This window comes from Maritalea sp. S77, from assembly GCF_049801075.1.
GTDB lineage: Bacteria > Pseudomonadota > Alphaproteobacteria > Rhizobiales > Devosiaceae > Maritalea.
This window is the reverse complement of record NZ_JBNAGG010000001.1, coordinates 1332418-1357278: the sequence shown is the minus strand read 5'-3', so window position 1 is coordinate 1357278 and position 24861 is coordinate 1332418. Positions and strand designations below refer to the sequence as shown.

24 protein-coding genes, 1 tRNA gene and 1 riboswitch are annotated in these 24861 nt (G+C 52.4%); of the genes, 12 read left to right on the top strand and 13 right to left on the bottom strand.

Features of this window, described 5'->3' with window-relative positions:
* Window positions 1-47: 47 nt before the first annotated feature.
* From argF to ACP15Y_RS06510, 4 genes are all read left to right on the top strand, one after another.
* Complete coding sequence (argF, locus tag ACP15Y_RS06525; RefSeq protein ID WP_424982195.1) at window positions 48-974, top strand: ornithine carbamoyltransferase; 927 nt, start codon at window positions 48-50, stop codon at window positions 972-974.
* Window positions 971-1966 (top strand): Hsp33 family molecular chaperone, encoded by a 996-nt coding sequence (locus ACP15Y_RS06520; protein WP_424982194.1) that lies wholly within the window; start codon window positions 971-973, stop codon window positions 1964-1966. Before argF ends, ACP15Y_RS06520 begins: the two co-directional genes overlap by 4 nt.
* Before the next feature lie 118 nt (window positions 1967-2084).
* The gene (locus ACP15Y_RS06515) at window positions 2085-3533 is read left to right on the top strand and encodes an efflux RND transporter periplasmic adaptor subunit (protein WP_424982193.1); all 1449 of its coding nucleotides are present in this window, start codon (window positions 2085-2087) and stop codon (window positions 3531-3533) included.
* Entirely contained in the window at window positions 3530-6694 is a 3165-nt protein-coding gene (locus ACP15Y_RS06510) for an efflux RND transporter permease subunit (RefSeq protein ID WP_424982192.1), read from the top strand. The genes ACP15Y_RS06515 and ACP15Y_RS06510 overlap by 4 nt, the downstream gene beginning before the upstream one ends.
* A 24-nt stretch (window positions 6695-6718) precedes the next feature.
* On the opposite strand, the gene ACP15Y_RS06505 is transcribed toward ACP15Y_RS06510, so the two are convergent.
* A complete protein-coding gene (locus ACP15Y_RS06505; RefSeq protein ID WP_424982191.1) occupies window positions 6719-8164 on the bottom strand; it encodes a TrkH family potassium uptake protein in 1446 nt (481 codons plus the stop codon).
* A gap of 179 nt (window positions 8165-8343) precedes the next feature.
* Between ACP15Y_RS06505 and ACP15Y_RS06500 the strand changes: the two genes are divergently transcribed.
* A complete protein-coding gene (locus tag ACP15Y_RS06500) occupies window positions 8344-8967 on the top strand; it encodes a CDP-alcohol phosphatidyltransferase family protein (RefSeq protein ID WP_424982190.1) in 624 nt (207 codons plus the stop codon).
* Between the two features lie 12 nt (window positions 8968-8979).
* Here the strand turns inward: ACP15Y_RS06500 and ACP15Y_RS06495 are convergent, their stop codons facing one another.
* Window positions 8980-9210, bottom strand: coding sequence for a hypothetical protein (locus tag ACP15Y_RS06495; RefSeq protein ID WP_424982189.1), 231 nt, complete (start codon window positions 9208-9210; stop codon window positions 8980-8982).
* A 7-nt stretch (window positions 9211-9217) separates the two neighbouring features.
* A complete protein-coding gene (gene metZ / locus ACP15Y_RS06490) occupies window positions 9218-10423 on the bottom strand; it encodes an O-succinylhomoserine sulfhydrylase (protein ID WP_424982188.1) in 1206 nt (401 codons plus the stop codon).
* 47 nt (window positions 10424-10470) lie between these two features.
* Window positions 10471-10549: riboswitch (SAM riboswitch) on the bottom strand.
* Window positions 10550-10638: 89 nt separating this feature from the next.
* Between metZ and ACP15Y_RS06485 the strand changes: the two genes are divergently transcribed.
* Entirely contained in the window at window positions 10639-11733 is a 1095-nt protein-coding gene (locus ACP15Y_RS06485; protein ID WP_424982187.1) for a 2'-deoxycytidine 5'-triphosphate deaminase, read from the top strand.
* A gap of 333 nt (window positions 11734-12066) precedes the next feature.
* On the opposite strand, the gene ACP15Y_RS06480 is transcribed toward ACP15Y_RS06485, so the two are convergent.
* The 9 genes from ACP15Y_RS06480 to ACP15Y_RS06440 all read right to left on the bottom strand — a co-directional run bounded on the left by ACP15Y_RS06480 (window position 12067) and on the right by ACP15Y_RS06440 (window position 19675).
* The gene (locus ACP15Y_RS06480; protein WP_424982186.1) at window positions 12067-12513 is read right to left on the bottom strand and encodes an ABA4-like family protein; all 447 of its coding nucleotides are present in this window, start codon (window positions 12511-12513) and stop codon (window positions 12067-12069) included.
* A gap of 9 nt (window positions 12514-12522) precedes the next feature.
* Window positions 12523-12987, bottom strand: coding sequence for a cupin domain-containing protein (locus tag ACP15Y_RS06475; RefSeq protein ID WP_424982185.1), 465 nt, complete (start codon window positions 12985-12987; stop codon window positions 12523-12525).
* Between the two features lie 3 nt (window positions 12988-12990).
* The gene (locus ACP15Y_RS06470) at window positions 12991-13308 is read right to left on the bottom strand and encodes a YbjQ family protein (protein ID WP_133572806.1); all 318 of its coding nucleotides are present in this window, start codon (window positions 13306-13308) and stop codon (window positions 12991-12993) included.
* A 5-nt stretch (window positions 13309-13313) separates the two neighbouring features.
* Window positions 13314-13523, bottom strand: a complete 210-nt coding sequence (locus ACP15Y_RS06465) for a hypothetical protein (RefSeq protein WP_424982183.1) — start codon at window positions 13521-13523, stop codon at window positions 13314-13316.
* A gap of 447 nt (window positions 13524-13970) precedes the next feature.
* Complete coding sequence (locus ACP15Y_RS06460) at window positions 13971-14813, bottom strand: AbiJ-NTD4 domain-containing protein (RefSeq protein ID WP_424982181.1); 843 nt, start codon at window positions 14811-14813, stop codon at window positions 13971-13973.
* Between the two features lie 101 nt (window positions 14814-14914).
* The gene (locus ACP15Y_RS06455; protein ID WP_424982180.1) at window positions 14915-16558 is read right to left on the bottom strand and encodes a thiamine pyrophosphate-binding protein; all 1644 of its coding nucleotides are present in this window, start codon (window positions 16556-16558) and stop codon (window positions 14915-14917) included.
* A 12-nt stretch (window positions 16559-16570) separates the two neighbouring features.
* Window positions 16571-17725, bottom strand: coding sequence for a CaiB/BaiF CoA transferase family protein (locus tag ACP15Y_RS06450; protein ID WP_424982178.1), 1155 nt, complete (start codon window positions 17723-17725; stop codon window positions 16571-16573).
* A gap of 23 nt (window positions 17726-17748) precedes the next feature.
* Entirely contained in the window at window positions 17749-18972 is a 1224-nt protein-coding gene (locus ACP15Y_RS06445) for an acyl-CoA dehydrogenase (RefSeq protein WP_424982177.1), read from the bottom strand.
* 187 nt (window positions 18973-19159) lie between these two features.
* Window positions 19160-19675 (bottom strand): GNAT family N-acetyltransferase, encoded by a 516-nt coding sequence (locus ACP15Y_RS06440; protein WP_424982176.1) that lies wholly within the window; start codon window positions 19673-19675, stop codon window positions 19160-19162.
* A gap of 143 nt (window positions 19676-19818) precedes the next feature.
* On the opposite strand from ACP15Y_RS06440, the gene ACP15Y_RS06435 reads away from it, so the two are divergent.
* The 6 genes from ACP15Y_RS06435 (at window position 19819) to ACP15Y_RS06410 (ending at window position 23060) form a co-directional block, all read left to right on the top strand.
* Window positions 19819-20334, top strand: a complete 516-nt coding sequence (locus ACP15Y_RS06435; RefSeq protein ID WP_424982175.1) for a response regulator — start codon at window positions 19819-19821, stop codon at window positions 20332-20334.
* Window positions 20335-20383: 49 nt separating this feature from the next.
* Window positions 20384-20887 carry a hypothetical protein gene (locus ACP15Y_RS06430; RefSeq protein WP_424982174.1) on the top strand — a complete coding sequence of 168 codons (504 nt, stop codon included), beginning with the start codon at window positions 20384-20386 and terminating at the stop codon, window positions 20885-20887.
* A gap of 116 nt (window positions 20888-21003) precedes the next feature.
* Window positions 21004-21077: transfer RNA gene (locus ACP15Y_RS06425), tRNA-Gly, on the top strand.
* A gap of 66 nt (window positions 21078-21143) precedes the next feature.
* The gene (locus ACP15Y_RS06420) at window positions 21144-21752 is read left to right on the top strand and encodes a response regulator (RefSeq protein ID WP_424982173.1); all 609 of its coding nucleotides are present in this window, start codon (window positions 21144-21146) and stop codon (window positions 21750-21752) included.
* Window positions 21745-22251 (top strand): hypothetical protein, encoded by a 507-nt coding sequence (locus tag ACP15Y_RS06415; protein WP_424982172.1) that lies wholly within the window; start codon window positions 21745-21747, stop codon window positions 22249-22251. Before ACP15Y_RS06420 ends, ACP15Y_RS06415 begins: the two co-directional genes overlap by 8 nt.
* Before the next feature lie 65 nt (window positions 22252-22316).
* Window positions 22317-23060 carry a class I SAM-dependent DNA methyltransferase gene (locus tag ACP15Y_RS06410; protein WP_424982171.1) on the top strand — a complete coding sequence of 248 codons (744 nt, stop codon included), beginning with the start codon at window positions 22317-22319 and terminating at the stop codon, window positions 23058-23060.
* Here ACP15Y_RS06410 and ACP15Y_RS06405 read toward each other — a convergent pair.
* Window positions 23049-24677, bottom strand: coding sequence for a methyl-accepting chemotaxis protein (locus ACP15Y_RS06405; protein ID WP_424982170.1), 1629 nt, complete (start codon window positions 24675-24677; stop codon window positions 23049-23051). The genes ACP15Y_RS06410 and ACP15Y_RS06405 overlap by 12 nt on opposite strands.
* Between the last annotated feature and the right edge of the window lie 184 nt (window positions 24678-24861).

Below are 24861 nucleotides of genomic sequence, written 5' to 3'. Positions count from 1 at the left end.
GATCTTCGCTTCCCCCACAAGCAACTCATGACAAAAGGACAGTCACCATGGCTGCAACGCAACATTTTTTGGATCTTGGCCAATTTACAAAAGAAGAGCTGAGAAAAATTCTTGATTTGGCCCACACGCTAAAAACCAAATTGAAAGAGGGTGAACGCCCGCCATTGCTGCAAGATAAAGTACTGGCAATGATTTTTGACCGTGAAAGCACACGCACGCGCGTCTCATTTGATGTGGGTATGCGCCAGCTTGGTGGCCAAACATTGATGCTTACCGGCGATGAAATGCAATTGTCGCGCGATGAAACAATTGCCGATACGGCCCGGGTTATGTCGCGCTATGTCGATGCGATTATGATCCGCTTGCTCAGCCATGATGATCTGGAAGAAATGGCCGCGGCGGCCACCATTCCTGTGATCAATGGGCTGACCCGCTTTTCGCATCCATGCCAAATTATGGCGGACATTATGACCTATGAGGAACATCGTGGGTCGATCGAGGGCATCAAGATTGCATGGCAAGGCGATTGTAACAATGTGTTGATGTCATGGATTCAGGCGGCAAAATTCTTTAACTGTGAGTTGAAAATTGCTTGTCCTGAACAATATAAGCCTAATCAGGCCATGCAAGCAGAGATCGACGCGACAAACGGACTTGTGCAAGTGACACAAGATCCAGTTACCGCGATGAAGGATGCAGACCTGGTGATCACCGATACATGGGTATCGATGGGCGATTTGGATGCCACCATCCGCCGCGAGATTTTATCACCGCACCGTGTGACGCCAGAATTGATGGCTGAAGCCAAGAGCGATGCAATTTTCATGCATTGTTTGCCGGCGCACCGTGGGGATGAAGTGACCTCAGAGGTGTTGGATGGCCCCCAATCGGTTGTATTTGATGAAGCTGAAAATCGGCTGCACGCCCAAAAAGCCGTTTTGTGCTGGGTGTTCGGCATTGAGGAGCTTAAATGACAGAAGATTTGATGAAAGCCGTCGGGCTTGATCGAGAAGAAAGTGTAAGCGACAGCGTTGTGCCGTTCGCCGTTGAAAATTTGGATGTGCGTGGTCGTGCCGTCAAATTGGATGAGGCGCTGAACACCATCCTGACACGTCATAATTATCCAACGCCCGTTGCGCGCTTGTTGGGTGAAGCCATTGTGTTGGCTTCATTGGTTGGGTCGTCCCTCAAATTTGAAGGGCGGTTCATCTTGCAAACGCAAACGGATGGTCCGGTCAATATGATCGTGGTCGATTTGCAAACGCCAAACGGCCTGCGCGGCTATGCCCGGTTTGACGAAGTGGCCTTGAACGAGGCTGCGGAAGCGGGCGAGCTTTCGCCAGAGCAATTGTTGGGCAAAGGCATCTTGGCCATGACCATCGATCAGGGTGAAATGACCGAGCGCTACCAAGGCATTGTGCAGCTAGACGGGGCGTCGCTTGAAGAAGTGGCCCACCGTTACTTTATGCAATCTGAGCAGATCCCAACCAAAGTGCGTTTGGCAGTGGCTCAGTTTAGCGAAAAGGGCAAAGCACAGGACCAATGGCGTGCTGGTGGCGTGTTGTTGCAGCATTTGCCTTCTCATGGCGAACGCACCATGGCCGATTTGCCCGGCGACGGGGATTTCGACAATCCGGAAACCGCGGACAATGTGTTCGAACCGGAAAATAACTGGGTTGAAGCCAGCGCTTTGCTGCAAACCATTGACGATCATGAACTTGTCGATCCAGAAATTTCGGCTGAACGGCTCTTGTTCCGGCTTTATCATGAAACCGGTGTGCGGGTTTATGAGCCGATGGATCTGGAAGAGAAGTGCGGCTGCAATGCGGATAAAATTGAAGCCATGCTTGAGCAATTCTCGAACGATGATATTGACGCGATGGTGGTTGATGGCGACATCCAAGTGGTGTGCGAATTCTGCTCCACTGCCTATCACTTCAACCCGCATCAATTCCGCAAAGACTAGGCTTAAAAACCAAACGGCTTGATCCAGAGAGGCGAGCTCCTACGTAAAGATGGACAAAGTTTAATTTGTTCAATGCGCGCAATAGGCGTAATTTGAGCAAAAAACCGGGATCTTTGCTATGGACCGTCATCTGGATCAGACCGAGCCTTCTGATCAAAAAACACCTTCTCAGCCGCAAAAACCAAAACGCGCGGGCGGAATTTTCACCGCCATCGGGCTTTTTGTGCGGCTAGGTGTGGCCATCGCCATTTTAGCAGGCGCTGGTTTTTTTGCATTTCAGATGGTCAATAGTAGGCCGGAGCCGCCCGAGCGGCAGGGGCGTGAACGCACCTTTACGGTGCGCACGGTCGATGTTGTGGCCCAAGCCGCCCAACCGCATCTGACTTATTTTGGCGAAATTGTTTCTGCAGGCACGCTAGATGTGCGCGCGCAAGTGGCGGGTGAGATTGTGGAAATTCACCCGGATATTGCCGAAGGCAACACGATTGCCAAAGGCGAGCTGATCGCCCGCATTGACGATTTCACCTATCGCGGTGCACTGACAGAGGCAAAAGCGAGTTTGGTCGAGGCACAATCTGGCGTCACCGAGGCCCGCGAACGCTTGCAGCTTGAACAAGACAATTTGAGCTTTGCCCGCGAGCAATTGGAATTGTCCAAGAAAGATTTAGAACGCGCGCAAACGCTGCTGCAATCTGGCGCCTTAACCCAAAAGAATGTGGATGACCGTGAGTTGCTGGTGTCACAACGTGAGCAAGCGCTCAAGCAGCGTCAGGCCAACATTGCCATCCAACAAGCACAGCTTGACCGTCAATTGGCCAGCATGGAGCGGTTTGATTGGCAAGTGGAGCGTGCCGAACGCAACCTCGCCAACACCGAAATCATTGCGCCATTTGATGCTGTGGTCAGTTCTGAATCCATCGCATTGGGCAAAATTGTCACCAGCAATGAGGCACTGATTAGCCTTTATCGACAGGACCAGCTTGACGTCCGTTTCACCATGTCAGATCGGCAATATGGGCAAATTTTTGCCGATGGTCTGCTCGGTCGTCCGATTGAAGTGGTTTGGGAAGTTGAGCCAGAAAATATCAAGGCCAGCGGCACCATTTCTCGCGCTGGCGCACAGGTGGATGCCGCCAAAGGCGGTGTTGAGGTGTTTGCTCGGCTTGATAATGCCGAAGCAGCGACTTTCCGCCCCGGCACATTTGTCAAAATCATGGTCCCCGGCCGGACCTATGAAAATGTTATCCGCTTGCCGGAAACCGCGATATACGACAATCGCCTAATCTACACCATCGAAGAGGGGCGTATGGTCTCCCATGACGCCGAAATAGTGGCACGCGATGGGGCGCAAATGCTGGTGCGCGCTGATGTGCCCGATGGTGCTGAAGTCATTACCACACGTTTGGCGCAAGCTGGTGACGGCCTTGCCGTGATCACGGAGGGAGAGGCACCTCCAATTCCGCGCCGTGGCCAAGGTGGCGAGCGCGCGCGCGGCGGCAACGCTGAGCAGGGTGGGGGCGATGAACAGTCACGCCCTGATGCTGAGAGCGAAGGGCAAAACTCATGAGCATGACCGGCACAAATCGGGCCCGCTCCATTGTTGAGCTATTTGTGCGCCACCGCAATGCCGCCAACCTGTTGATGATCTTGATGATCCTGTTTGGCGCGTGGGGCATTTCCAAACTGAACCGACAATTCTTCCCTTCACTTGAAGTGAAGCAGATCCAGATTTCGCTCTCTTGGTCTGGTGCCAGCGCCGATGATATCCGCAAAAACATGTTGCAGGCGATTGAGCCAACCGTGCGCTTTCTCGATGGCGTAAAGTCCATGTCGTCGCAAGCACGCGAAGGGTCAGGTTCCATCTCGCTAGAATATGAGCGCGACACCGACATGCGACAGGCCGAAGCGCAGGTGGAGGCCGCGGTGGCGGGCGTCACCAATTTGCCGATCGAAGCCGATACGCCAGAAGTGATCACGCCCAAATTTTTTGACCCCATTGCCGACATTGGCATTTCGGGGCCGTTCCCAGAAGCGACTTTGCGCCACTATGCGCGCGACATCCGCGATGGTCTTTTGGATGCAGGTGTGGATCGGGTCACCTTCACGGGCTATCGAGATCGCGAAATCAACATTGTGGTCGATGACCAGAAATTGCGTCAGCTTGACCTGACAACCGCAGATATTGCACAGGCTATTTCCCGCAACACGGCCGACCGTCCTTCCGGTTCAGTTGAAGGGGATTTGCAAGCCCAAATCCGTGCACTCGCACCGGAAATTGGCGTCAACGAACTCTCAAAACTTGAGCTGAAAACCACGTCGCAGGGCGACAAATTGCTTTTGGGCGATGTGGCAAATATCGAAGATGGGTTCAATCAGGATCAAAGCGTTGGCTTTATGGGCGACGATCAAGCAATCCGCCTCTCGGTCTCCCGGTCTGCAACCGCCGACACGGTCGAGTCCTTCGAGACCATGAATAATTATCTCGATGAAATCCGCCCCACGCTGCCTGCCTCCCTAAAAATTGAAGTGTTCAATGCGGCGGCTTCGTTGGTGGAAGATCGTTTGAGCCTGCTCGTCAATAACGGCTTGATGGGCCTGGGCCTCGTCCTGTTCGTCCTTTTCATATTTCTCGATTTTCGCATCGCATTCTGGGTTGCGGTCGGCATTCCTGTTTCGATCCTCATGACGCTTGGGGTCATGTATTTCTCGGGCCAAACCATCAATATGATTTCGATGTTCGCACTGTTGCTGACATTGGGGATCATTGTGGACGATGCCATTGTGGTGGGTGAGCACACAGCAACCCGATATGCTTTGGGGGACGACCGCGCCGTGGCCGCTACCAAAGGGGCAGGGCGCATGGCTGCGCCGGTGATCGCTGCCAGCCTGACCACCATGGCTGCATTTGGACCCATCTTGTTGCTGGGTGATGTGGTGGGGCAAATCCTTTCAGCGCTTCCCATGGTCGTGATCGCGGTTTTGATCGCCTCGCTGATCGAATGCTTTCTGGTTTTGCCGGGCCACTTGTCACATGCCTTGCCGAAAGAGCGCAAAGCACCGGGGCCGTTCCGTCGCAATTTTGACCGTGGCTTTGACTTCTTTAAAGACCGCATTTTCGGCGCGATCTCACGTGTTTCTTATCGCTGGCGCTATGCCACCACCGCGATTGCGATTGCCTTGGCCATTTTGGGTGGCGCGCTCATTCCATCGGGCAAGCTTGGCTTTGAATTTTTCCCAACTGTGGAGGGCGAAACTGTTTCGCTAAATGCCAACTTCCAGCCGGGTGTACCGCAAGAAGATATGTACACGCTGATCGGCGAGATGGGTAAAGTGGTCAACAAGGTCGAAAAAGAACTCACGCCGGAAGGCGAAACGTTGATCGTCACCAGTTTTGCATCGCTTGATGTGGAGAATGGCCGAGCCAATATTCAAGTCTATCTCACGCCCTCGGAGCAACGCTCTGTGCGGACCCGCGAGATTGGCGCAGCCATTCGTTCGCAATTGCCAAGCTTTGCAGGTGTAAACCGTATCGGCGTGCGTGAGCCACGCGGTGGCCCTCCCGGTCGGGCGATCGACGTTGAGTTTACGGGTGCTGATACAGCAACTCTTAAGGCGGCGGCCGAAGATCTAACCGCCATCCTTGAAGGTTTTGATGGCGTGCAGGACATCAATGACACCCTAAATTACGGTAAGCCCGAATTGGTGTTGGAAATAACACCGCGAGGCAGTGCACTCGGGTTCAACATTGATAGTTTGGGCAGTCAAATACGTGACGCTTTTGAAGGTCGCGTTGCGCGCCGTGTGGCGGCTGAAAATGAAGAGATCACCATTCGTGTTGAGCGTGATGGCGAGAATGAGGGCACGGCTGCCCTGCGCAATCTGTGGGTGCGGTCGCCCGCAGGCAATTTCGTTCCACTGCTGGAAGTGGCCAGCTTGAGCGAGCGCCAAGGCTTTAACCGCATCGTGCGTGAAGAAGGCAAAACCACCGTGCGCGTTATTGCCGATACCGATGCAAACATCATCTCAGGCGCAGAAGTGATTGAGCGTTTGGAAGAAGATTATCTCGGCACTATCGTGGCTGACCATGGTGTCGCCTATAGCTTTGGCGGTACGCAGGCTGAACAAAGTGCTGCCTTTGGCGATTTGCGTCTCGGTGGCCTTATCGCGTTGGGCATCATGTATGTGATCATTGCGTGGATTTTCGCTTCCTATTTTGCCCCGCTGGCGGTGATGTTGATTATCCCGTTCGGCATCGTCGGGGCCATTTGGGGCCACTATATTATGGGCTATTCGCTGACCATCATTTCGGTCATGGGCCTATTGGGATTGGCGGGCATCTTGGTGAATGACTCAATCGTTTTGGTGTCACGATTGCAGGAGCGGTTGGAAGAAGGTGATAGCCTTTTTGAGGCCGCCACAGGTGCATCGCGAGATCGTTTGCGGGCCGTTTTGCTCACGTCCCTGACCACCATTGGGGGCTTGGCGCCGCTTTTGTTTGAAACCAGCTTGCAGGCGCAGTTCTTGATCCCGATGGCGATCACCATTGTGTTTGGCCTGGGGTTGGCAACGGCGCTTGTGCTGTTTCTTGTGCCAGCCTTTATCGGCATTGGCGCGGATATTGGCGCGCTGTTTGGTTGGTTGTTCTTGCGGCCAAATGCGCCCACTTTTGCAGGCTTGCTGCGCGGCGAGCATCACAACGTGTCACGTACACCAACGCCTGCTGAATAGCGGCCAGCTGAATTGGGAAAAGTCTTAGCCGCGCCAAAAGCGCGGCAAGAACAGCACCAGCACGGTGAAAATTTCCAACCGGCCAACAATCATGCCAATAGAAATTAGCCATTTGGACACATCGCTGAGCGGGCCAAAATTGCCTGATGGCCCGATAATGTCGCCAAGGCCGGGCCCAACATTCGAGATGGCTGTTGCTGCACCTGAAAATGCGGTCAAACTGTCCAAGCCAGTCAGTGACAACAACAGGGCCAAAATGATGAAAAAGAAGAAGTAGAGGAAGATAAAGCTCATCACAGAAGCGGAAACCGTATCTGAGATGACTTGCCCATTATAGCGTTTCACAAACACGCCAGAGGGGTAAAGAATTTGCCGAATATGCTGCTTCAAATCCAAGAACAGCACCTGGAAGCGGAAAATCTTGATCCCGCATGAGGTCGACCCCGCACACCCACCAATGAAGGTGATGATGAAAAACAGGGTGATGGCAATGCCGCCCCAAGATCCATAGTCGGTCGTGGCATAGCCCGTGCCCGTCATCACTGATGTCACCGAGAATATGGCATGTCGGAACGCCACTTCGCCCCGATCAATATCATCAACATATTGAATGAGAATAGCCACCAAGGTCACCGCTGCAAGCAAAAGCAAAAATGTGCGGACTTGGCTGTCGCGCCATAGGCCCAGCAAGTCGCCCCGCACCATTTTGATGTAGAGCAAAAACGGCAACGCACCCAAAATCATGAAGGTCACCGCGATATAGTCGATAATTGCGGATTCATAGCTGTCGATGGAACCATCACGGGTGGAAAAGCCGCCTGTAGCGACAGTGGTCATTGAGTGGGCAATTGCATCAAAAAGACCCATCCCCGCCGCCCAATAACAAATGGCGCAAATAAAGGTCAGGGCAATATAAATCGTAGTCATGTTGGAGGCGATTTGCGCGGCGCGCGGCAAAATCTTCTCCGCCGTATCAAACGCTTCTGCGCGGAACATCTGCATGCCCCCAATTTGCAACATGGGCAACACGGCAACCGCCATCACAATGATCCCCAAGCCGCCAAACCATTGCAGCAAGCTGCGCCACAGCAATATGCCGGGCGGCAAATCATCAAGGCCTGAAATCACCGTCGCCCCGGTGGTGGTCAGACCCGACATGGATTCAAAAAACGCGTCGGTGAAATTGAGATTGATCCCGGCCCAATAAAAGGGAAGGGCACCGAACACGGCCAGCACTACCCAAATGATGGCGGTCATAAAAAAGGCTTGGCGCGCATTCAGGCTTTGATCATAGCCGAATGAAGAGGCCCAAATGCCTGCGCCCAGCAATGTGGTGATCAAGCCAGAGGTAACAAAAACGATCCAGTCATCATTGCCCACCAGCGCATCGGCAATAGCGGGCAGAAACATGGAGCAGCCCAAAATCGCGGTCAGCACACCAATGATCATCAAAATCGGACGAAATTCCATAAATGTGTAGATCCCGGATGGTTGCCGACTCTTTTGCGCTGCCGCAAAACTACCATAACATTCTGCTCACAAACATGTGCAGCCTGTTCTCAACTCCTGAGTGATAGTTTAGTTTGACCCGCAAGTGAAGTCTTGTCTAAGGCTTTGCTCCAAGTCCGATGTTTGTGAGGGATTTATTCATGCTTGATGGCCAGATGCGTAGATGGATCGATCCACCGCTCAATTTTATCGGCCAGCAAATGGCGCGGGCAGGCATATCCGCCAATGGCGTCACCCTTGCCGGTCTCGCAATTGGCCTGCTTTCTGCCGTTATGGTCGCCCTGGGCATGTTTTATGCCGCGTTGATTTTGATGTTACTGTCCCGCGTGATGGATGGTTTGGATGGCGCCGTGGCCCGCGCCACGCAAAAAACAGACTTTGGCGGCTATTTCGACATCACCGTAGACTTCCTATTCTACGGCGCATTCCCCTTCGCCTTCATTGTGCTGGACCCTGCCCAATATGGCGTGGTCGGCGCACTGCTTCTCGTCAGCTTCTATTTTAATGGCGGTACATTTCTGGGCTATGCGATCCTCGCCGAAAAACACAAATTGAGCACCACAAAGCGCGGGTCGAAATCACTCTATTTTTCTACGGGCCTCACCGAAGGCACCGAAACAATTGCCTTCTTCGCCGCGCTGTGCATCTGGCCACAATATTTCAACGTGCTCGCGGCGATCTTTGCTGCTGCGTGCTTCTACACCGCCTTTGCGCGGATGCTCTTGGCCTATCAGGAATTTGGCGGCGTCAAAACTGAAGAATAAGCGCCGGATCGATCAGCGCCTATTGCGGGGGTGGTTTTTAGCAACGCGTTCATTGCCACGTTTATAATTTCCCGTCAGCCGCGCCATAATTTGCTGCTGCTCATCGAAATCGCAATCGTCCATATCTGCCAAAAAGTCCGTTGCCCGTTGTCCGCGCAGCGTGGTTGCAAGGCGGCCATGATGCAAAATCTGCACATCGCCGCCTTTACGCGTTTGAAAGTCGAACCCCAAATCGTCAGACATAGCGGTCCTAGATTTGGTCCAAAGCAAACTGCAGGTCAGACAGCAAATCTCCTTCCGCTTCCAACCCAACAGACAAGCGCAACAGCTTTTCTGAAATGCCCAACTCTGCCCGATCTTCTTCTTCCAACCGCTGGTGGGTGGTGGTGGCAGGGTGGGTGATAATGCTCTTGGCATCGCCCAAATTGTTGGAGATTTTGATCAGCGCTAAATGGTCCGCAACAGTGTAAGCATCTGCCTGCTTGCCCTTCACGTCAAAGGCCAACATGTTGGAGCCGCCGCTCATTTGCTTTTGCGCCAATTCATATTGCGGGTGCGAAGGGTGTCCGGCATAATAAACCCGCTCTACCTTGGGGTGGTTGGCCAACATGTCGGCCACTGCCCGCGCGTTTTGGGTCATTTTTTCCACCCGCAAGCCAAGGGTTTCAAGTCCTTTGAGCATCACCCATGCATTAAATGGGCTGATGGATGGGCCAGTTTGGCGGATAATGGTGTGCACATCGCCTTCGATCAGCTCTTTATCGCCCACAATCACACCGCCCAAACAGCGACCTTGCCCGTCAATATGCTTGGTGGCGGAATAAACCACCAAATCCGCACCCAATTCCAATGGGCTTTGATAGATCGGGGTGGCGAACACATTATCGACCACAAATTTCGCCCCATGGGCTTTTGCAATTTTGCCAACCGCTTCCAAATCTACCAGCTCAATGGTGGGGTTGGTCGGGCTTTCCACAAACACGGCTTTGGTGTTGTCGCGCATTGCGGCTTCAAAATTCTTGGGGTCGCGGCCATCCACAAGGGTGGAGCTAACACCCCAGCGCGGCAGAAAATCTTCCACCACATAGCGGCACCCGCCAAACAAGGCGCGCGAGGCCACCACATGGTCACCCGCCTGCACCAAGCTCATCAGCGCGGTGGTCACCGCCGCCATGCCGGTGGCAGTGCCCCGCGCAGCGTCTGCGCCTTCAAGGCCCGCCATGCGGTTTTGAAACATCTCAACGGTGGGGTTAGAGAAGCGCGAATAGATATGGCCTTCTGTTTCCCCTTTAAACCGCATTCGTGCTTCTTCTGATGTGGCATAGGTAAAGCCAGATGAGAGGTAAAGCGCTTCTGAGGTTTCGCCATGATGGCTACGCTCAGTGCCGCCATGCACAGCGCGCGAAGCAGGGGATTGGTTTTTCGGGTCCAAAAGTGGATTTGTCTTGGTCGCCATATCTTTTCTGACTAAACGCCAGTCTCCAAACAAAAAAGCCGACCCAATTGGCCGGCAAACGGTCGCCTTTAGCTAATTCTTTAAGGTGGCTGCAAGCAGACCGGCCAAATCACCACCGAATTATGTGATCTAATGCCAATTGTGGCTTGGCGTCAATGTTTAACATTGCTAACAACAAAGGGTCAGCAAAAGAATTTAATGGAAACGTCAAGTAAATGACTTCGCCAACTGGTATCTATTCAGCCCGCATGATCAATCAAATGCATCAGGATGGCGCCATTATTGTCGCCCATGCCTTCGATGAAGATCAGGTGCAACCTGCCAGCTTGGATTTGCGCTTGGGCGAAATCGCCTATCGCGTGCGCGCCAGCTTTTTGCCGGGGCCGCAAACCTCGGTGATGGAGCGCATTGAAGACCTCAAATTGCACCAGATCAATTTGAGCGAGGGCGCTGTGCTTGAGCGGGGCTGCGTCTATATTGTGCCGCTGATGGAAGAACTGGCATTGCCGGAAGGCGTCAGCGCCACCACCAACCCCAAAAGCTCCACCGGCCGCTTGGACATTTTCACCCGCGTGATCACAGATGAAGGTCGCGCTTTTGACACGGTGCCTGCTGGCTACAATGGCAAGCTTTATCTCGAAATCAGCCCGCGTACGTTCCCCGCGCTGGTGCGTCAAGGCTCTCGCCTTAGCCAAATCCGTTTCCGCTCGGGCGATAGTCGTTTGAGCGTTGAAGAACATAAGGCGCTCCACGCTGAACAAACCTTGGTTTTTGATGAAAACGCCATCGTGGAGCAGGGCGTTTCATTGTCCATCGATCTGCAAGGCAGCGATCGCGGCGGCCTGATCGGCTATCGCTCAAAGCGACACACCGCGGTTGTTGATGTCGATAAGAAAGCCGCACTAGACGTACTCGATTTTTGGGAACCCTTGCACGATCGTGGCACAGGCGAACTGATCCTCGACCCTGACGAATTTTACATTCTCGTCTCCCGCGAAGCGGTGCACGTCCCGCCGGATTATGCCGCCGAAATGGTGCCATTCGACCCGCTGGTCGGCGAATTCCGCGTCCATTATGCAGGCTTCTTCGATCCCGGCTTCGGCCACGCTGGCGCTGCCGGCGCAGGCAGCCGCGCCGTGCTGGAAGTGCGCTCACGCGAAGTACCATTCTTGGTCGAGCACGGCCAAACCATCGGCCGTTTGATCTATGAACGTATGGCCGAACGCCCCGACAATCTTTACGGCGCCGACCTTGGATCAAACTATCAGGGCCAACATTTGAAGCTTTCCAAGCACTTCAAACAAAACTAGCCACGCAGTGGCCCCGCCTGGGGACTAGGGGTAGGTGTAAGCGATACCTATTCGCAGCCCTAACCACCCCCTCCGTCATCCCAAGACTTGATCTTGAAATCCATTTCACCTCAGTGATATGGCGAAGCCCAAACCAAATATACTGGCGTCATCCTCGGGCTTGACCCGGGGATCCAGTCAAGCGCAACCCAAGCGCAAAATATCAAGGTCATCACGAGACGACAATCCCATCTGGATTCCCGCCTATGCGGGAATGACGCGGGGGATGAGGCCAACGCTCATTTTCCTCCCCCTCAGTGGGGAGGAATTTAGGGTGGGGGGAAACCAAAACACTCACTCCTCAAGCGAAGGCAACTGCCGCTCTTTCCAAAAACGGAAAACCATATAGGCGAGCAAGCCAAACGGCCCGTAGAGATAGCTAAACAACATCATCGGCGCCACAATCATATGAGAGTAGTTGCGCCGCGCCGCATCGCGGCCAATCCATGCACCAACAAATAGGTCAAACGCCAGATAGTGCGACCATCCGATCAAAACACCATTTGGGTGATCAAACAGCGTTGCCACTCCGTCTAGGGTGAAAAAACTAAAGCCCTCTGCCGCTTGCCCCAAAAAGGCTGCCGCCAAAAAGCAAAGCAGATAGAAAAGCCCAATGCCGATGGGATAAATGCCACTATGCACCAGCTTTTGGGTCAATTCTGCCCGCGGCATAAACAAGAGCAGCGCCCACGCAGGCACAATAGCCGCATTCAACAGCAGATAAAGCGTGTCCCAATTCATCGCATTGCCTTACTCTGAAGTGACGATGGGCGTACCATCCAACCGTGTGAAGCTCCGCTTGTCGCGATCACGATGCAAGGTCACATCATGATCAGGATAATGCACCTTATCCTGCTCAGCATTGGCACCAACGATCAGATAGGTCGCATCTTCACTTGAACGGTTTTGCAGGCAATGGCCAACCGGGTTCCCCGCTTTCCAAGCGGCGCAATCGCCCGCCTGCAAAATGGTCTCTTCATCTTCAACCAAAACTAATTCGCCAGAAAGCATCAGCAAAAATTCATCTTCAGTTTCGTGCCAATGGCGATGGGATGAAGCAGAACCGGGCGGCAGCATTTCCATGCGTACACCCAACCCGGTCAGGCCAATCTGTTTGCCCAGAACCTTCTCGCCATAAGCGCCATCATCCTGCCCAGTCAGTGGGTTTGGCTCACCTTCATGGTGGGTCCACTCCGGCATATCAATTTTGGGCATGGCTTAGCGCTTCAGCTTTACGGCAGTGCCATAAGCCAAAATTTCTGCCGCGCCTTGGGTGATCATAGAAGTGGTGAAATTCACCCCAATCACAGCATCAGCCCCAACGCTTTGAGCATGAGCCACCATGCGGTCATAAGCCTGCTCGCGCGCCTCGGCCATCAGCTTGGTATATTCACCCACTTCGCCGCCCACCAAATTGCGCAAGCCAGCAATAATGTCTGTGCCCACATGCTTTGCGCGGATGGTGTTGCCCCGCACAATACCAATCGTTTCGATGATTTCGCCTTCAGGCACGGTCAAGCCAGTTGTCACGATCATGCAAATTACTCCTGAATATTATCTTCGTAATATTTATCTTCTTTGTTGTTCAACTTGTCGGAAATGACCCGTGACATCAAATAGATACCGATTGCCAGCAAAATAAAGAATGGCCAAAGCGGCACGCCCGACGCAAAAATTCCAAACGCCATCACGCCGACATAAATCCCGGCTGCAACAATCACAATGATCAAGGCAATCTTATCGAGCGACATCATCTCTCTCCTTCACCGCCGCCCCGCAAAACGCACAGCGCAAAGCTTAAAAGTAGGCAGAGTCCCCACACTTTTCAATCAAATTGCTGCATTTGATGATGGCCATATTAATCTCAGACACGGCAATCGGGCACCAACTGGCGGGGGTGCCGGGGTAGCGAACGTAGTGAGCGACGGCGGCGCGTAAAGACTCTGGGGGTGCCGGGGTAGTGAGCGCAGCGAACGACGGCGGCAAGCATCCTAAGTTTCGTGCAAGCCGTTGATCCCGGCTCAAGGCCGGGATTGCAACTGGATGAAAGGTGCGAGCCCTATGGCCGCCCCGGACTTGATCCGGGGCCGCTCAAATTCAGCTCAAAGCCCTAACCACACTCTCCGTCATCCCAAGACTTGATCTTGGGATCCATTTCACGCCAGCCATCAGGAAAAGCGACTTTTAAGGATAAATTGCTATTCGCTCTTGGCAATCAAATATGAAACAAAGGAAGCGCAAGCACCCAGCATAAACAACGCGTCGGCCTCACTTACGGTGTCTTCTGTACCAAATACGTTTGCATGTCTAACTCCGGTTTTATCGTCGTTCGTATAACCGTATAGCTTCGAAAATGCGTCTTTCAGTCGCTGATTAAGCGTGCCCTGCTTCTCTAGCTGTTTCAAAGCATTTCCCAGAGTTCCGCCTGGTGCGATAGACTTTGCCATTGCCTCGACGGCGTGAATGCTTTCATGAACACTGCCAACCCAATCCTCTATTGCAATTTTTTGTCCGGCTTCGAGAAGGTGTTTTCTCGCGCCGAGATTACCTGACAGTTCAGTTTTGTCGATGGCACGCAGGAGTGCATCAGCCTGTTCGTTCGTGCCAACTGCTACAACACGTTTTTCGATAAGTCGGTAGGCCAAATGCCCTTCGACAAATGCGCTAGCCAAATCGTCTTTCAATTTATCCGTACAGTTTTTGTGGTTCGCTAAGAACTCAATAAGGTCGAACAAACGGTTATATGCTTTATTCTGGGTAAATTCTTCCAATGCTTGGTTCAATTTGTATGCACTGTTGTCGTATGTACTTATCCTATTACCAAAAAACTTTACGTGGATGTCTTGAGCGACAACCTTCCAACTTCCAACAAAATAGTAACCGATCGAGCCGGCACTTCGAACGCGTTCGATTTCTCTGTTGATTGCATAATCAACCAGCCTACGGAAGTCAGGAGAGACTTTTCCTAGCTCAAGTTGTTGGGGAATAGCTTGCAAGCCATTCCTTTGCGAAAAGCTTAGATTGGAAATCTCATCTGACATATTTGGTCACGCTTTGGCACGAAAAGTCCCATTATATTCACTTGGGGCCGTAATGCACGGGCATTTCCCTTAATCCACAGGCGTGCTTTTTGCTAAAATCACTACTTCCCCCGCAACTGCGAAATCGTTGCCGTTGGTGAAATTGCCTCAGCCGCCGTCTTGATATGGATAATCGCAGGCTTGCCGCTTTCCCGCGCCCGTTCAAAGGCGAGCGGGAACTGGTCGGTTTGTTCCACCGTTTCCCCATGTCCACCCATAGCACGGGCCCACGCGGCGAAGTCAGGGTTCACCAAATCCGTGGCGGAAATCCGTTCGGGATAGTGCTTTTCTTGGTGCATGCGGATGGTGCCGTATATGCCATTATCGATCACCAGCACAATAATGTTGGCGCCAAACTGTTTGGCAGCGGCAAATTCTTGCCCGGTCATTTGGAAACATCCATCGCCCGCAAAGCAGATCACATCCCGCTCCGGGTGCCGCAATTTGCCGGCGATGGAGGCAGGCACACCATAGCCCATGGATCCGGAGGTCGGCGCCAATTGGGTGCCATAGCGCTGGAAGCGCCAAAAACGATGCAACCAAATCGCATAATTGCCTGCGCCATTGCACATAATGGCATCGTCAGAAAGCGCCTCGCGCAAATAGGTCATCACGCCGCCCATTTGCACATCGCCAGGTGTTTCCGGCATCGCATCGGTCCAGGCCCGATAAATTTCATTGGCCTTTTTGCCGCGATCCGCAGCGGGCAGGGCGTCAATATGATCCACCGCATCAAAGAAACATTCCGGCGTGGCATTGATGGAAAGTGTAGGCGTGTAAATCCGCCCCAACTCTTCCGCACCGGGATGAATATGGATCAAAGTTTTGCCCGGATTAGGCATGCCCAAAAGCGTAAAGTTCTGGCTTGGATTTTCAGAAAAACGCGCCCCCAGCAAAATCAGGCAATCTGATTGTTCAATCTGCTCTTTCAGCGCCGGGTTGATCCCCAAGCCCACATCGCCCGCATAATGGCTATCTGTATGGTCAAACAATTGCTGTCGCCGGAACGAGCAGCCCACCGGAATGTCGTGCTTGTGGGCAAAGGCTTTCAACTGCGCCACAGACTGCTCTGTCCACCGCGAGCCACCGGCCACGATGAAAGGGCGCTCCGCCGTGCGCAGCAGCTCTTCAAACCGCGCCGCGGCTTTCACGCTGGGCGCAGGCTCTGCCACTTCGATGTAGGGGCAAACGGGCACGTCCACCTCGTCCCGCAACATATCTTCCGGCAGCGCCAGCACCACAGGGCCGGGGCGGCCAGACATGGCGATGTGATAGGCGTGGGCAATCACTTCAGGAATGCGCGCCGCATCGTCAATTTCTTCCACCCATTTGGCCAAATCGCCAAAAGTTTGCCGATAATCCACTTCCTGAAACGCCTCTCGGCCTTTCATGGCGCGGCCAATTTGGCCAACAAACAAGATCATCGGTGTGCTGTCCTGTTTGGCGATATGCACGCCCGCCGCGGCGTTGGTGGCGCCCGGTCCGCGGGTTACCATGCAAATGCCGGGGCGGCCCAGCATCTTGCCGTCCGCTTCCGCCATAATCGCCGCGCCGCCTTCATGGCGCGAGGTCACCACATCGATATTGCTGTCATGCAGCCCGTCAAGCACTGCCAAATAGCTTTCGCCCGGCACGCAGAACACACGGTCCACCTCCTGCGCTTCAAGGCATTTCACCAAAATCTCGCCGCCGGTCATTTTCGCCATTTTATTTGCTCTTTAATTGTCGTTGAGAGCTTTAAGCTCGTTCAGAATTTCTTGCGTATGCTCGCCCACCTTGGGGGAAGGGCGGTCAAATGTCATGGCCGCGTCTGAGAATTGGATAGGCGTGCGTACGCCGGGCACCCCATCCATATCAAGCGCCATCTTGCGGGCCAGCACTTGCGGATCGGCAAACACTTCATCAATCCGGTTGATCGGCCCCGCAGGCACGTTCGAGGCGTGCAGGGCATCCAGCAATTTCAGCTTTTCCCACTTTTGAAACTCAGTTTCCAAAAGCGCGGTCAGCTCAATTCGGTTCGCAACACGTGCGGCATTGGTGGCAAAACGTTCATCAGCGCCAATCTGTTCCTGCCCGATCAGTTTGGCCAAGCGTTGAAACTGCCCATCATTGCCCACAGCCAAAATAATATGACCATCTTTCACGGGCAGCACTTGATAGGGGCAAATGTTTGGATGCGCATTGCCTAGTCGCGTAGGCGCAGTGCCGCTCGCGAGATAGTTCATCGCTTGGTTGGCCAAAACGCCCACCATGCTGTCCAAAAGCGCCATGTCCACTTGCTGGCCCAGCCCCGTGCGCTCACGTTGCCACAGCGCCGCTTGAATGCCGATGGTGGCATAAAGCCCAGTGATAATGTCCGCCAGCGCCGTGCCGATTTTTTGCGGTTGCCCATCCGGTTCCCCGGTGATGGACATCATGCCAGACATGCCTTGGATGATGAAATCATAGCCCGGCTGCTCGGCATAAGGCCCATTTTGACCAAAACCGGTGATGGAGCAATAAATCAGGCGCGGATTAATCGCTTTCAGGCTTTCATAATCCAGTCCATATTTTTGCAACCCGTTGAGCTTGAAATTCTCCACCAAAATGTCTGACTGTTTGACCAATTGGCGAATGGTTTCAAGGTCATCCGCATCCTTAAAGTTCAGCGCAATCGAGCGTTTGCCCCGGTTGCACGAATGGAAATAGGCGGCGCTTTTATCGTCGCCGCGTTCAATCCATGGTGGCCCCCAAGCGCGGGTGTCGTCACCATTGGGCGATTCCACCTTGATCACGTCTGCGCCCAAATCCGCAAGGGTTTGGCCAACCCAAGGGCCAGCCAATACCCGTGCCAATTCAAGCACTTTCAAACCTTTAAGCGGTTGCTCTTGCATTGCTTCTACCTTGCTGTCCGGGCTTAAAAGAATGCCTGCAAGCCAGTTTGCGCACGGCCCAAAATCAGGGCATGCACATCGGCAGTGCCCTCATATGTGTTCACCGTTTCAAGGTTGATCATGTGGCGGATCACGTCAAACTCGTCTGAAATGCCGTTGCCGCCATGCATGTCGCGGGCCATCCGCGCAATGTCCAAAGCTTTCACGCAATTGTTACGTTTCATCAGCGAGATCATTTCCGGCGCTGCTTTGGCTTCATTCATCAAACGACCCACCCGCAGCGAGCCTTGAAGGCCGAGCGTAATGTCGGTCATCATGTTGGCCAGCTTCATTTGGAACAATTGCATCTGCGCCAATGGCTTGCCAAATTGCTTGCGCTCTTGGCCATAGCGGTTGGCCGCGTGCCAGCACGCTTCCGCCGCACCCATCGCGCCCCAGCTAATGCCATAACGCGCACGGTTCAAACAACCGAATGGGCCTTTCAACCCTTCCACATGCGGCAGTAGCGCGTCTTCGCCCACCTCCACATTGTCCATCACAATTTCACCAGTGATCGACGCACGCAAAGACAATTTGCCGCCAACTTTCGGTGCGCTCAGGCCCTTCATGCCTTTGTCCAGCACAAAGCCTTTGATCTTACCGCCATGGGCTTCTGATTTCGCCCACACCACAAAAACGTCAGCAATCGGGCTGTTGGAAATCCACATCTTTGTGCCGTTCAGCACATAGCCATTTTTGATCTTTTTGGCGCGGGTCAACATGCCGCCGGGGTCAGAGCCTGCATCTGGCTCAGTCAGGCCGAAACAGCCAATCAAGCTGCCATCAATCAGACCCGGCAAATATTTTTGCCGCTGCTCTTCAGTGCCATAGGCATAGATTGGATAAATCACCAATGAGCTTTGCACAGACATCATGGAGCGATAGCCGCTGTCCACGCGTTCAACTTCCCGCGCGATCAGGCCATAGGCCACATAGCCCAAATCCGCCCCGCCATATTCTTCCGGAATGGTTGAGCCCAAAAGCCCCATCTCGCCGAACTCTTTAAAAATGTTCGGGTCAGTCTTTTCCTCATTATAGGCTTCGCGCACACGTGGGCGTAGCTTTTCATCAGCAAAGGCGCGGGCCGTGTCCACCACCATGCGCTCTTCTTCTGTCAACTGATCGTCCAGCAAAAATGGGTCTTCCCATTTAAATGAACCAAGGTCAGGGCGGTCTTTGTCGCGCATTGTGGGGCGGTCGGCAGTCATCGGCTTATCCTTCTCCTAATGTCGGTGCATCTTAAAAGGGCCGATATCCTCCTCGATATCCCATTCAATGGCCCATGCACCCAACAAGGTGGTATTTATGAGTTTGAAGCATTAAACGCTTTAGGTTTGAAGGATTGAAGCGATAAATGGGTATAAGTTCATGCATTTGCCGCATGAACGTGGTGTTTTAACTCAATTTAAGTTCATATATGTCTGTATCAAGCCCGTCTTCATCTTTGGTCTTAGCAAAAAGTTCAAAGCCCACTTTCTTCAGCAGGTTGATAGAACGGTTGTTTTCTGGATCCACAGTCGCGTGTAATGGCCAAATTTTATAACGGTTTCGCGCCGCATCCACCAAACCTTGGGCGATCTCGGTGCCCAAACCATTGCCCCATTCGTTGGGGGATAAGCCATAGATGATCTCAACTTCCGCGCCTTCTGGCCACACAAAGCCAGCCCAGCCAATCAATTGATCATCATTTTTGCGCACAATTGCCCCCGTGCCGAAGCCGTTCTTTTCGATATTTTCGCGTGAACGGTTGATCCATAAGGTCACCTGATCCGGCGGCAAAGGCTTCCCGTCTCCGACATATTGATAGACCTGCTTGTCGCTCTGCAGCGTCAACAAATCATCAAAGTCCTTCGCTTCAAACGGACGGCAAATCACGCGATCAGTTTCAAATAAGATATCGGGGAGGGGCATAACTCTATCCAAAAAATCAAAATGCAAAGGTGAAGCTTATGCCAATTCCTCATGATGTGGGAGGGTTGATTTGCGCATCCCACCATTTATCATTTGATTACGTCCTTAATTTACATTGGTCGGACATTATTTAAGGTCTGGCTATGTTACCCAGCATTTCAGGGCAAAACGAAAAGTATAATTTTAGTGATTTGGAAGTGCTGATTGTGGACGACAATCAGCATATGCATACGATTTTGCGCGATATCTTGCTCGGCATGCGCATTAAGAAAATCAAGCATGCATATTCATCAAGCGAAGCAATGAAGAAGGTCGAGGCGGGTGTGCCCGATGTTATGCTTGTGGATTTGCTGATGAAGCCGGTGAGTGGATTTGATTTTATCAGGTCGGTGCGGCGGCATGAGCGGCAAGAAATTAGCCTCTCCGCCATTTTGGTGCTCACCTCATTCTCCTCCGCTGAACTGGTGCGCCGTGCACGCGACAGCGGGGCAAATGAGCTGTTGTGCAAGCCAGTTTCCGTTTCCGGCTTGGTCGACCGATTGACCCACATGCGCGACCATCCGCGCCAATTTGTGAAAACAGAGACATATATCGGTCCTGACCGCCGACGCGCCGTGCGCGAATTTGAAGGCCCTGATCGCCGTAAAAAGCAAGACTAATCAATGTCCTATTTCGGAGCGGCGTTAGGCCCTTGTGAAGGAAGATAAAATGAAAGATGACCGCGAGAATGAGAAACCTATAAAGCCAAAGTCGAAGAAGGTCGAATTCATTACGCCAGAAAATCGGTTGGCTGAGGTTATCTCTACAAAGTCCGGTATGACGCTTCAGGAAATGGAAGATGAGGTTGAAAAGCGCATCAAACTCATTCGCGACAAATATCCCGAAAAGGTTCGCACCATTGTGGCGCAAATGAATGCGGAGCGAGAAAAAGATGCGCCGTTCACTTCAATCCTTGAAGCCATATATGTGTCTGCCCATGATTTAAAAGGCCAGTCCGGAACCTTGGGTTTCAATTTGGTGGGCGACGTAGCGTCTTGTCTTTGCGATGCGATTACTGGCGCCCCTAAAAAGCTTCAAGCCGAGCCAGATATTTTAAAGCTGCACATCAACGCCATCATTTGGGCGTTAGAAAACGAGCACAATGACGCCGTTGAAAAACAAAAAACGGCACTGCTTAAATCGCTACAAGAGTCAGTCAGAAAACAACGATAGTTGCTTTTGCCGTTGCGCCATTTCTAAGCGAGGCAGGTCATCTTATGCCGCCTGCAAAAGTCAATTTTTCTTGACGAATATGCCCAAAACACGGCATATCAACAACGCAATCTCTCGCGGGTGTAGCTCAATGGTAGAGCAGCAGCTTCCCAAGCTGACGACGAGGGTTCGATTCCCTTCACCCGCTCCATTCTCGCCAGTTCACCTTTTCCTTACTCAAAACTGATAGCTTGAACGCCAAGATATAGGCAGGCATATGTCGAGCAATTTATTCGGGCATAATACGAAATATAACTTTGGTGATTTAAAGGTCCTGATCGTCGACGACAATCAGCACATGCATAACATCTTGCGCGATATGTTGTTGGGCATGAGGATCAAGAAAATCCGCCATGGCTTTTCCGCTAAAGAAGGCATGCAACTCGCAGAGAGTGAACTGCCCGATATCATGATCGTTGATTTGTTGATGAAGCCTGTCGATGGTTTCGAGATGATCAAAAAAATCCGTAATCACAAGGACGAAGCCATCCGTGATTTGGCGGTGTTGGTCCTTACATCCTATTCAACGGTGGAACATGTTCGTCGCGCCCGCGATAGCGGCGCAAATGAAGTGTTGTGCAAGCCGGTTTCCGTGGCGGGTCTGTTTGATCGGTTTACCTATATGCGCGACCATCCGCGCCAGTTTGTGAAAACAAAAGACTATGTCGGGCCAGACCGTCGCCGCAATCTGCGCGGGTTTGATGGCGAAGATCGTCGGGCCAACCCGACCGGGGCGAACATTGCGGATGATGGGCATGGCGACGCCGTGCAAACTGAGCATAATCCGGAAATGCGGGCGGAAAATGAGGCGCAATCCAATGAGTGAAAATAAAGATGAGCACCTCAATAAATCCAAGGGAAATCCGGATGATGTGGAGTTTTACACGCCACGCAATCGACTGGCTGAGGTCATTCGGTCCAATTCTGGTCACACATTGAAAGAAATGGAATTTGCCGCCGAACAACGCATTCGCAAACTTGGCGAAAACTATCCAGACCTCGTCAAAAAAGCTGTCGAGGATATGAAAGCTTACTTGGCGTCAGATACACCGTTTAAAGAACGGTTAGACAATATATTTATGTGCGCTCACGATCTGAAAGGGCAGGCCGCCACCTTTGGCTACAAGTTGGTGGGGGAAGTGGGCAAAAGCCTTTGCGCCGCCATTCGGGCAGTGCCAGACCTGTTGGAAAAAGAGCAGGACATTTTACAACTGCACATCAACGCTATCTCTTGGGCCCTGCAGCATGAGCATGATGATAAGGTGGCTACCCAGAAAAGCGAGCTGATCAACTCCCTGCACGAGTCGATCAAAAAAGGGCTTTAGCTGTCACCCAATTGCACTAGTCAGCGCATGGTGCCTCCGCCACACTCCGGCATTGGAGGGGCGATATGTTTGACTTTACACCAGACCAGTTTGGTCAACTCAATGCAGAAGATTATGACATTCAATTTGATCCGGGCAATGCTGATCAGATTGTTGAGTTCGTCAAATTCTATGGGCATCAAGGCCGTATTCTAGAATTTGCAATCGGCACGGGCAGGGTGGCCATTCCCCTTGTTGAGGCGGGCTTTGAGCTTGTCGGCATCGAAGGCAGTGCCGAAATGGTCGATAAAATGCGCGCGAAACCCGGTGGTGATGTGCCGTCTCAAATTGGGGATTTCGCCTACATCGAAGTCGGTGGCGAGTTTGATATGGTTCTGCTGGTCTACAACACCCTGTTCAACCTCACCTCCCAGGCCCATCAGGTGGATTGCTTCAAAAATGCGGCAAAGCATCTAAAGTCGGGCGGACGGTTCATTCTGGAAACATTCGTGCCGGATCTATCAGGCTTTAAAGATCATCAGCGCGTTTCCACCCAACGGGTGGGGGAAGACCATGCATGGTTGGAAGCCGCTTTGCACGATCCGTTGGCACAAAAGTTCCATTTCCAACGCATTCGCATCACAAATGAGGGCATAAAACTTGTGCCGTTGCCCATGCGCTATGCCTATCCGCCAGAGATGAATTTGATGGCTGAACTAGCTGGCTTGCAGCTCGAACATCGCTTTGCCGATTGGCAGCGAAACCCGTTCACCGCCAACAGCAAGTCGCATATTTCGGTCTACCGAAAAGCCGGAGCTTTAGGCCACTGAACGATGGGTGTGGGCAGCGCCGCTGCCACGTTCGTCTAGTTTGAACTGCTCGACCATCATGTCTAAATCTGATGATTGGCGCTCACATTGCTCAATCGCAGCATTCATTTCCTCCACCAGCGCCGCATTGCGTTGAGACATTTCGTCGATCTCGCGGATCGCCAAGCTCACTTCGTTGATGGTGTTGGCCTGTTCGCTCGTTGCGCTGGAAATTTGCCGCACCACATCGTTGGATTGGGAAATATCCGTCAACATGGCCCGCACTTTTTCCGTTGCGTCTTTCACAAACTGTTCGCCGCCGCCAACTTCCTTGGAGGCCTGCTCAATAAGCTGCTTAATCTCGGTCGACGAATTTGCGGAAGATTGGGCAAGCCGACGCACCTCAACCGCAACCACCGCAAAACCCTTGCCGGCTTCGCCTGCGCGCGCCGCCTCGACTGACGCATTCAGCGCCAGCAGATTGGTTTGAAACGCAATATCATCAATCAGGCTGATGATATTTGAGATTTTTGAAGAGGATTCAGCAATTGCGGTCATCGCGCCTGTTGCACGACCCATCGCTTCATCGGCATTTGCTGCGCCCACGCTCAACGTGTCTGTCGCTTCTGATGCGTGCGAGGCACTTTTCTTATTGGCCTCTACAGTCGAAGCGAGCATTTCCACAGATGAAGTTGTTTGCGCAATCGCACTAGCCTCTCGATTGGTGCGATCACTCAAATCGTTTGCTCCAGCCAAAATCTCCTGCGTTGCCGCACGTATGCCGCTTGTTGAGAGCTTGATGCGGCTCACAATGTCCACAAACGTGCCAATTGATTTGTTCAGCGCAACGCGCACCGGGTCCAAATCATTATTGAACTCTTTTTCGATCTGACAGGTCAGATCACCACTTGCCAAGGCGTCCAATGATTGGCCGATCGCCTCCATTGCATCCTTGCGCGCCGTGATAACCGTGGCAAATTTGATCACTTTGACGGGCGTACCATGTTCATCGAAAATGGGATTGTAAGAGGCCTGAATCCAAACGCGTTTGCCCCCTTTGCCTATGCGTAAATATTGGTCGGATTTGAACTGCCCATTGCGTAAGTCCGACCAAAATGCAGCATATTCAGAGCTTGCAGCCTCATCAGGATCAACAAAAATACGATGATGTTTGCCAATGATTTCAGCTTCCTGATAGCCCATCGCATCAAGAAAGTTCCCATTTGCCTTCAAAATCGTACCATCAAGATCAAATTCAATTGCTGCTAGCGAACGGTTGATCGCGGCGATCTGCCCGGCATCATTAACGGCCCGGTTTTTTTCGTTGGTGATGTCGCTGGCCAGCTTTACCACCTTCGCCACGTTTCCCTTGGCATCTAGAACGGGGGTGTAACTCGCCTGAATCCAAACGATTTCGCCAGCACTATTGAAGCGCTTAAACTCGCCACTACTTGCTTCGCCGCGCGCTAGATCGCGCCAAAAGTTTTGATAAGCTGCTGTGTTCGCGTAGCTTTCCTCAACAAACTGACGGTGATGTTTGCCAACAATTTGTTCTAGCTCGTAGCCAAAAGTATCCAAAAAGTTTTGATTTGCAGTCAGCACAATACCCTTCGGATCAAACTCGATGATCGCCTGCACGCGTGAAACTGCCTCTAATGTTGCATTTCTAGAGGAATCTTGCGTCGATGGCTTTTTAAAAGGTCTAACAAACAAACTCATTCACACTACTTTCAATTGTGAAAGACAAATATAGTTACAAAATATAATAGATTTGGAATAACTGTTTGTTAACGCGAGTTTTAAATGGCGGGGTGTCGAGCTT

Coding starts and splice junctions, on each gene's coding strand:
- argF (WP_424982195.1), top strand. CDS start 48: ATGGCTGCAACGCAACATTTTTTGGATCTTGGCCAATTTACAAAAGAA.
- ACP15Y_RS06520 (WP_424982194.1), top strand. CDS start 971: ATGACAGAAGATTTGATGAAAGCCGTCGGGCTTGATCGAGAAGAAAGT.
- ACP15Y_RS06515 (WP_424982193.1), top strand. CDS start 2,085: ATGGACCGTCATCTGGATCAGACCGAGCCTTCTGATCAAAAAACACCT.
- ACP15Y_RS06510 (WP_424982192.1), top strand. CDS start 3,530: ATGAGCATGACCGGCACAAATCGGGCCCGCTCCATTGTTGAGCTATTT.
- ACP15Y_RS06505 (WP_424982191.1), bottom strand. CDS start 8,164: ATGGAATTTCGTCCGATTTTGATGATCATTGGTGTGCTGACCGCGATT.
- ACP15Y_RS06500 (WP_424982190.1), top strand. CDS start 8,344: ATGCTTGATGGCCAGATGCGTAGATGGATCGATCCACCGCTCAATTTT.
- ACP15Y_RS06495 (WP_424982189.1), bottom strand. CDS start 9,210: ATGTCTGACGATTTGGGGTTCGACTTTCAAACGCGTAAAGGCGGCGAT.
- metZ (WP_424982188.1), bottom strand. CDS start 10,423: ATGGCGACCAAGACAAATCCACTTTTGGACCCGAAAAACCAATCCCCT.
- ACP15Y_RS06485 (WP_424982187.1), top strand. CDS start 10,639: ATGACTTCGCCAACTGGTATCTATTCAGCCCGCATGATCAATCAAATG.
- ACP15Y_RS06480 (WP_424982186.1), bottom strand. CDS start 12,513: ATGAATTGGGACACGCTTTATCTGCTGTTGAATGCGGCTATTGTGCCT.
- ACP15Y_RS06475 (WP_424982185.1), bottom strand. CDS start 12,987: ATGCCCAAAATTGATATGCCGGAGTGGACCCACCATGAAGGTGAGCCA.
- ACP15Y_RS06470 (WP_133572806.1), bottom strand. CDS start 13,308: ATGATCGTGACAACTGGCTTGACCGTGCCTGAAGGCGAAATCATCGAA.
- ACP15Y_RS06465 (WP_424982183.1), bottom strand. CDS start 13,523: ATGTCGCTCGATAAGATTGCCTTGATCATTGTGATTGTTGCAGCCGGG.
- ACP15Y_RS06460 (WP_424982181.1), bottom strand. CDS start 14,813: ATGTCAGATGAGATTTCCAATCTAAGCTTTTCGCAAAGGAATGGCTTG.
- ACP15Y_RS06455 (WP_424982180.1), bottom strand. CDS start 16,558: ATGGCGAAAATGACCGGCGGCGAGATTTTGGTGAAATGCCTTGAAGCG.
- ACP15Y_RS06450 (WP_424982178.1), bottom strand. CDS start 17,725: ATGCAAGAGCAACCGCTTAAAGGTTTGAAAGTGCTTGAATTGGCACGG.
- ACP15Y_RS06445 (WP_424982177.1), bottom strand. CDS start 18,972: ATGACTGCCGACCGCCCCACAATGCGCGACAAAGACCGCCCTGACCTT.
- ACP15Y_RS06440 (WP_424982176.1), bottom strand. CDS start 19,675: ATGCCCCTCCCCGATATCTTATTTGAAACTGATCGCGTGATTTGCCGT.
- ACP15Y_RS06435 (WP_424982175.1), top strand. CDS start 19,819: ATGTTACCCAGCATTTCAGGGCAAAACGAAAAGTATAATTTTAGTGAT.
- ACP15Y_RS06430 (WP_424982174.1), top strand. CDS start 20,384: ATGAAAGATGACCGCGAGAATGAGAAACCTATAAAGCCAAAGTCGAAG.
- ACP15Y_RS06420 (WP_424982173.1), top strand. CDS start 21,144: ATGTCGAGCAATTTATTCGGGCATAATACGAAATATAACTTTGGTGAT.
- ACP15Y_RS06415 (WP_424982172.1), top strand. CDS start 21,745: ATGAGTGAAAATAAAGATGAGCACCTCAATAAATCCAAGGGAAATCCG.
- ACP15Y_RS06410 (WP_424982171.1), top strand. CDS start 22,317: ATGTTTGACTTTACACCAGACCAGTTTGGTCAACTCAATGCAGAAGAT.